This is a genomic window from Amycolatopsis sp. SID8362 (genome assembly GCF_010550475.1).
Classification (GTDB): Bacteria; Actinomycetota; Actinomycetes; order Mycobacteriales; family Pseudonocardiaceae; genus Amycolatopsis; species Amycolatopsis eburnea.
Genome location: NZ_JAAGNB010000959.1, coordinates 1 through 302 on the forward strand (window position 1 = coordinate 1; position 302 = coordinate 302).

At 75.8% G+C, this 302-nt stretch carries 1 pseudogene; it reads right to left on the reverse strand.

Annotated elements, in window-relative coordinates:
* Positions 1 to 302: pseudogene (locus G3I65_RS29480) on the reverse strand (transcriptional regulator); the annotation flags it as partial.

Genomic DNA, 302 nt, shown 5'->3' on the forward strand with positions numbered 1-302 from the left:
CGCGGCGAGCAGCCGGAGCTGCCGCGTCACCGTGTCGACCGGGTCGCCGGTGAGCGCGGCGGCGCCCCGGGCGGTGAAATCGGGGCACGACGCCAAGCCGAGCAGCCGGAACAGCCGCCGCAGCTCCGGGGCGAGCGCTTCGTAGGAGACGGCGAACGCCCGCGTCACGGCGCTTTCGTCGGACCCGTCCACGACGAGCTGCTTGAGCCGGTCGCCCTTGGCGAGGTCGGCGGCCATCGCGGCGACCGTGGTGTCCGGGCCGGTCGCGATGTTCGCGGCCGCGATCCGCAGCGCCAGCGGCA